Here is a 6572-nt window from a genome sequence, read left to right on the forward strand (position 1 = left end):
GAAGAGGAGCTCGGCCTGATTGGCCGGGAAGCAAAGCGCACGAAAGTCACGCGCCGCGTCTCGCTGAAATCGCTGTTGCCCCGGCGGAACCTCTGGGCCATCTCGCTGCCCCGCCTGTTTGCGGACCCCACCTGGGCCGCGCTGGGCTTCTGGATGCCCCTCTATCTGGTGACCGTCCGCCATCTGGATCTGAAACAAATTGCCCTCTTCGCCTGGCTGCCGTTCCTCACCGCCGACGCAGGTTGCCTCTTTGCGGGCCTGTTTGCCCAGTGGCTTAACCGGCGCGGGATCACCCTCATCAACGCCAAACGCATCACCTTCACCCTGGCCGCCTGCCTGATGATGCTTATCCCGCTGCTCAACTTTGTCACCACCACCGGGATGGCTATCACCCTCTTCTGCGTCGCCGGGTTCGCCCACCAGTGTGCCTCCATCACGGTGATCAGCATGTCGGCTGAATTCTTCAGCGAGGACGAGGTCGGCACCGTCACCGGCTTTGCCGGGCTGGTCGGCGGCGTGGGGGGATTTATCGGGACGCTGCTGATCGGGATCGCCGTGGCCAGTATCGGCTACAGCCTGGTCTTCGACGTGCTGGGCTTCCTCGATCTTATCGGAGCCGTCCTGCTCTGGACCCTGCTCAGCATTCCCCGTTCCGATCCCCTCCGTGACACTGTCCTTAACCCGGGTCTCTGACCCCACCAGGAGAAAGCATCATGAAACAGTTCAGTCCGTCCGATATCCAGCGCCTGAGACAGGCCAGCCTCGACGATCCACGCATCCTTAACAAAATACGCAAAGACAATGAGGTCGTGCTTAACCACCCCGTTCTGGTCCCCGAAACAGGATGTGCCAGCTGGGAGCTCTTCTACTACTGCCCGAAACATGGCGTCCCGCTTATGTGGGACCGGCTCTCACCGGAAGCCTACCATTGCCCGGTCGATAACGAAGTTCTGACGGGGGAACCGTACCGGGGCGCCTGGTGGCGAAAACTCAACGATCTGAACGCCCGGGCCTGTTATGAACTGGGTATCGCCTGGATGCTGACCGGGGAGAAGGTCTATTTCACGATAGTACGGGATATCCTCATGGCGTACGCGCGCTACTACCCCGGCTATGCCGAGCACGGCGGGATCCCCTATAACGGCCCCGGGAAAATGAATGCCCAGACGCTCTGTGAAGCCCTGTGTCTGTCCGGGTTTGTGAAGGGCTACGATCTCATCTATGACGCACTGGCCCCGGCAGAGCGGACCACCATCGAGCGTGATTTACTCCGGGCATGCGCCGAATTTCTCATCAGTAAGCGCTGGAAGCAACTGCATAACCATGAAGTGCGGATCAACAGTGCGCTGGCTATGACCGGCGCGGTGCTGGATGACCCCCGCTACCTGCAGACCGGCGTCAATGCCGTCTGGGGTCTGCACGACCAGCTCAGGTGTGGGGTCCTCAAAGGCGGCCTGTGGTTTGAAGGGTCCCTGCACTATCACCATTATGCCCTGCAGGGCTTCTTCGAATTTGAGCGCATGGTCCGCTATGCCCACCAGGACTACAGCCTGATGAGCCAGCCGTACTACAGGAAAATGCTCGACCTGCCCATTAAGCTGCTGATGCCGGACGACACCGAGCCCACATTCAATGACTGCATCCCGATGAAAGATACGGTGACCTATCCTGACCTTTACGAGTTTGCCTACGCCTGCTACGGGGAAGACAACTATGCGCGCATGCTCTCCATCATCTATGACAAGGAGCCCCGGACCAGCCTGGGTGCCTTCCTGTACGGCGATCCGCGGCTGCGCATCACAGAGCCGGTCCAGGAGACGGGCAATTATCACGACCCGGATAACGGCATCACCATCTTCCGCAATCCCGATCAGGGTCGGGCGGTGGTCGTCAAGCACACCCCCTACGGGGGCGAGCACGATCACTACGATAAGCCCGGGCTCATTATTTACGACCAGAACGTGGCCATTCTTCCTGACATGGGGACTACCGGTTACGGGGCACCGATGCACTACAGCTACTACAAGAACACGCTCACCCATAACGTCCTGTGCGCAGAAGAGTCCAACCAGCCGCCCGCCAGTCCACAGACACTGAGCTTTACAGAGACGGAAAAGTACGCCGAGGTGACGGTCGAGGTAGACTGGCGTGAGCCCCCGGCCGAGGTACCCTGCCTGACCCGCGTGGAGTGGAACACCCACGCCTACCGGGACATCGTTTATCGCCGGAAGGTGATTGTGTATGAACACATGGTGGTGGATATCACCCGCGTGACCAACCCCCACCGCCGTCAGCTGGATAACATTCTGCACATTGACGGCGAACGGCTGATAACCACCGGAAGCTACCGGCCCCTGCGTGATTATGACGAAAGCGACCCGATGTTTTATTTCAGTGAGTGCTTCGTCAGCCCGATGGGCCGGACAGTCACGGTGCCGTTCCGCACCCTGATGGGGAAAAAAATCCAGATCCACTGCGCCTGCAGTGACCCGAAGGCAGAACTCCACCAGTTGCAGGGCCCGGCAAACCCGCCTCTGACGTCACTGAGCTACCTGAAAACCCGCTCACGGGCACCGGCATTCATCAGCGTTCACGTCATTGACCTGCACGCGGAAGAGGACCTGATGCGTAACGTGGTTATCTCGCTGCGGCAAAACACCGTGACTATCACCTCGGATTTACAGCGGGAGATCATCACCCACCCTATCTGATGCCTTATATCGGCGACTGTGCCTGACGATACGCTATCTTCCATGGTCAGGCCGTTCGAACACGGAGCAGGAGAACCAGCTTTAGGGCTGGTTTTTTGATTACCAAGGCCGGAGAGAAAAGGGAAATCGCATTAGCCAGCTATCCGTGCCCTGGCATTTAAAATAGATAAGAAGCTTTTACCACAGCTGGAAGCCATTACTAACATTACGGTGTATTAATCAACGTGGAACAGGTCATGTCCGCTGCGTGCCATAAGCGGACATTGCTAAGTCCCCGCTGGGGTATTTTTTAAGGCCGAATCATTGGGAAAGAACGTCGATGATCCGCGAGACACATTCATCACTGGATAAACTGCATGAGTCTAAAATGAGGTGTTCTCTGTTCCATGGTTCATAAGCCAAATCTGTGACATCTTTCCAGTCAGGCAGGGTTAGCCCCTCTATTTCAGACACTCTGGTTTCTACTCGTTTACGATGTTCTATCTCATCGGAACATACAATCTCAATCTCTAAAAAACCGGTGCCTGCGGATAAAGCGATTTCTCGATAGGCATCACGGGTTAACGCCAGTGGGTTCACTGAGTCAGTGATTACTGTTGCTCCTAATAGCAGATTCTCCCTGGCGAGTGAGTAAGCGACGAAATACCCAGCAGGTCCCATTTCACGGTCATCTTCTTCGGCTTTGAGTATGGCTTGCTCAATCGTATCGATTCGCAAGTAAAATGCGCTTAACTGCTTTGCCAAAGCCTGAGCGATCGTGCTCTTCCCGCTACCAGGCAATCCACTGAAGATGATTAGCATAACTTGTCCTTTAAATGATGAAACCCAACAGATTAAAACACAGCGGCCTTAGATTGTGGGGTTTCACATCGCAGTGTTATGACAAGTAATAGTATTACTGCTTGTGTTAATACATGGCGTGCCCGCTCCTCGCTCATATCGGCCATGTTGGAAAGAGGAAACGCCCGACTCTGACCTTGCTAACCGACAGCATATAATGGCAGATTGCGTGGAGCTCATCAGCAGCGGCAGCAGTTCTTCTTCCATGCGTTCTGCAGGCCAGTGCACCAACCGTGTGGTGCTATGAACTCAACGCCACCATTCCCGCCTGCTCCGTGCCAGAAGCGGACATTATATTAGTGGGGAGAAACCTGCTCCCCACTTTTGTTGATGATGCTACGCACAACCCCGTGTTAATTTGTTCTGGGTGTCCTGTTTAACCAGAGCAAAACTCCGACGCCTCCCAGACTGAACAGAGAAATGCTGTACAGAGCAGTAAAAGCACCAAAATTCTGCGCTATCACACTGGTTATACCGGTAGAAATAGCTGCGGTCAGAACCTGTCCGCGCCATGCAAGTGCACTGGCTTTGGCGACCTGAGTTTCTGCGAAGTTCTTAAGTACGCCGAACGTACCTAAAGCAAAAACAATATTCGAACCCATGTGTGCACTGAAAATCATAATAAGCCCGGCGTACGGAAAGCCGGCGGACAAAGGTAATAAAAAATAACTACAGATGTATCCGCCCAGGCATAGCAACAACAGCCTGTTATTAGCGGAATAGCGCTGCAATTTACCAGCATTAAGTATTAGCGGGCCGCAGAGTTGTCCGAGGCTGCGCGCAAAAAGCAGCGGCAGTGCCAGCTCGGCTGACTCTTCTGGCCTTATTTCCTGTGCAAGAGCAGGTAAAAGCGCCATTGCGGGAGAACCCACAGCTGCTAGGGCAGGTAAAAGCATAACGCTTCGTTTTTGCAGGGGAGATAAACATCGCCAGAATAACTTATGCGTGTCAGGCACCGCTTTTTCAGGTTGCAGCTCCATCGCCTGAAAAACAGAGGCTGACATCAGAAGCAAAGCAGCAGAAGCGACAAAACTCACGGCATCAATGGCAAGGAGATTCAAAGGAGAAATCAGGTCGAACAGTAAAACGCCCAACCCGGTACCCAGCAAAACCTGTGAGGCAAAAATTATCGTTTCCATGGCGGTTGCTGCAGGTAGTTCGTCATGCGGTAATCCGCGTTTAAACAGCAGCGTTAGAGCTGGGTAACTCATGCCGCTGAATAGCGCTTCCGAACACTGCACCGCAAGCAGAGCCGGAACGTTATGATGTAGCAAACCATATAGCGGAAAAATAAGTGCAAGCAGGCCGAGCAGCTCTGTAAAAATCAGGATTCGGAGTGGTGAAACCTTCTTACACAGGGCTTCGCCCAGGATGCTCCCTATAAAACTGGGCAGCATTGACAGCATATAAACCATCGTCAGAGTCGCAGGAGAAGCCTGCCAGTGTAAAAGTTGTCCAAAAACAATTACCTGAGTAAGTCCATTACCAAGGGATGACAGGATATAGGCAAAACCAAGGAAGCGCAGCCAGTCATGACTACGCAGTGCGCGAAAAAGCGCAAGCAGCAAAGTATTCATGCGGAAAGATTCTCACCTTAAATAACAGAAGCCCACACAGCCCACAGGCAATGCGGAAAGCAAAAACTGTTAAAAGACAGAATCTTTACATTGGATAATTTACTTTCATGGAAGCAGATACGACATTGTATCACACAAAAAGCAGGCGGTATTCCCGAAGCCTGAGCGTCCGCTTCTCGCTCACAGCGGACCTGCAGTTCTGTTAGCTTGTCCGCTTAGTGCTGTGAGTTCAATGGGTCGATGCAACGCTATCCTTAATCAAGGGGGACGTTGCCATGAAACGAAGAACGCGCATTTACTACACGCCTGAACAGAAAGCGATTATCTGGGACAGATATAAGCAAGGTGATTCCCTGCATGATATCGCAAGGATGTTCGACAGATATCATTCTTCTATCATGCCCACTATCCACCAGACTGGTGGATACCGTCCCCCTGTCCGAAAGCGACACCGATTAGCGCTTTCGCTAGACGAAAGAGAAGAGATATCCAGAGGGCTGGTAGCAAAACGCAGCATCAGGGACATCGCTGCCAAATTATCAAGAGCGCCCTCAACGATTAGCCGCGAGGTCAGTAGGCACGGTGGTGCAAAACAATACCGTGCAGCAAAAGCCGATGCTACTGCGTGGGAAAATGCCCTGAGACCAAAACCTTGCAAGCTAATTGAAAGCCCCGCATTGTGTAAAATTATTGCAGAGAAGATGCATCAGGACTGGTCGCCGGAACAGATCGCCGGTTGGCTGAAACGCTGTTATCCGGATAATCAGGAAATGCATGTGTCACACGAAACGATTTATAAAACGCTTTTTATACAAACCCGGGGAGCATTAAAAAAAGAGCTGCAGCAATGCCTTAGAAGCGGAAGAGTCGTGCGTAGATCCAGAACGTCATCGCTTAAAGGGAAAGGATTAGGGTCAATCCCGAACACGATACCTATCAGCGAAAGGCCACCAGAGGCGGCTGACAGAGCTATTCCAGGTCACTGGGAAGGTGACTTGATTCAGGGCTCGAAAAACTCCTATATCATCACCCTCGTAGAACGTCATTCCCGTTTTGTTATGCTGGCGAAGATCAGAGACAACAAGACCATAACAGTTATATCTGCACTCATCAGACAAGCCCGGGAATTACCTGCTGAGCTTTATAAAACATTAACTTGGGATCGTGGCGCTGAAATGACCAGCCACACACGATTTACTATAGCGACAGACATTCAGATTTATTTTTGTGATCCTCAATCTCCCTGGCAACGTGGCTCAAATGAAAATACGAACAGATTGCTCAGACAATATTTTCCAAAAGGAACTGACTTATCGGTTCACAGCCAGCAAAGACTTAACAGTGTTGCCAGACAGCTCAACGAAAGGCCGAGAAAAACGCTAGACTATGAATCACCAGCAGAACGGTTCAATAAGTGTGTTGCGTCCATCAGTTGAACTCACAG

The 6572-nt window shown here is 52.8% G+C and carries 5 protein-coding genes; 3 read left to right on the plus strand and 2 right to left on the minus strand.

All coding sequences use genetic code 11. The features are described from left to right. Both OGY04_RS14035 and OGY04_RS14040 read left to right on the plus strand, forming a co-directional pair. Positions 1–693 (plus strand): MFS transporter (locus OGY04_RS14035; protein ID WP_286585252.1); only part of this gene is annotated, 693 nt, incomplete at its 5' end. A gap of 20 nt (positions 694–713) precedes the next feature. After that, positions 714–2711 (plus strand): heparinase II/III domain-containing protein, encoded by a 1998-nt coding sequence (locus OGY04_RS14040; RefSeq protein ID WP_286585426.1) that lies wholly within the window; start codon positions 714–716, stop codon positions 2709–2711. Positions 2712–3011: 300 nt separating this feature from the next. Here OGY04_RS14040 and OGY04_RS14045 read toward each other — a convergent pair whose 3' ends face one another. Together OGY04_RS14045 and OGY04_RS14050 are read right to left on the minus strand one after the other, a co-directional pair. Continuing rightward, positions 3012–3512, minus strand: a complete 501-nt coding sequence (locus tag OGY04_RS14045) for a P-loop nucleotide/nucleoside kinase family protein (RefSeq protein WP_286585427.1) — start codon at positions 3510–3512, stop codon at positions 3012–3014. Positions 3513–3904: 392 nt separating this feature from the next. Beyond that, positions 3905–5128, minus strand: a complete 1224-nt coding sequence (locus OGY04_RS14050; RefSeq protein ID WP_154145304.1) for an MFS transporter — start codon at positions 5126–5128, stop codon at positions 3905–3907. A 275-nt stretch (positions 5129–5403) separates the two neighbouring features. On the opposite strand from OGY04_RS14050, the gene OGY04_RS14055 reads away from it, so the two are divergent. Continuing rightward, complete coding sequence (locus OGY04_RS14055) at positions 5404–6564, plus strand: IS30-like element ISCfr4 family transposase (protein ID WP_286584749.1); 1161 nt, start codon at positions 5404–5406, stop codon at positions 6562–6564. The last annotated feature ends 8 nt before the right edge of the window (positions 6565–6572 follow it).

It is taken from the genome of Citrobacter sp. Cpo091, assembly GCF_030332645.1.
Taxonomy (GTDB): Bacteria; Pseudomonadota; Gammaproteobacteria; order Enterobacterales; family Enterobacteriaceae; genus Citrobacter; species Citrobacter portucalensis.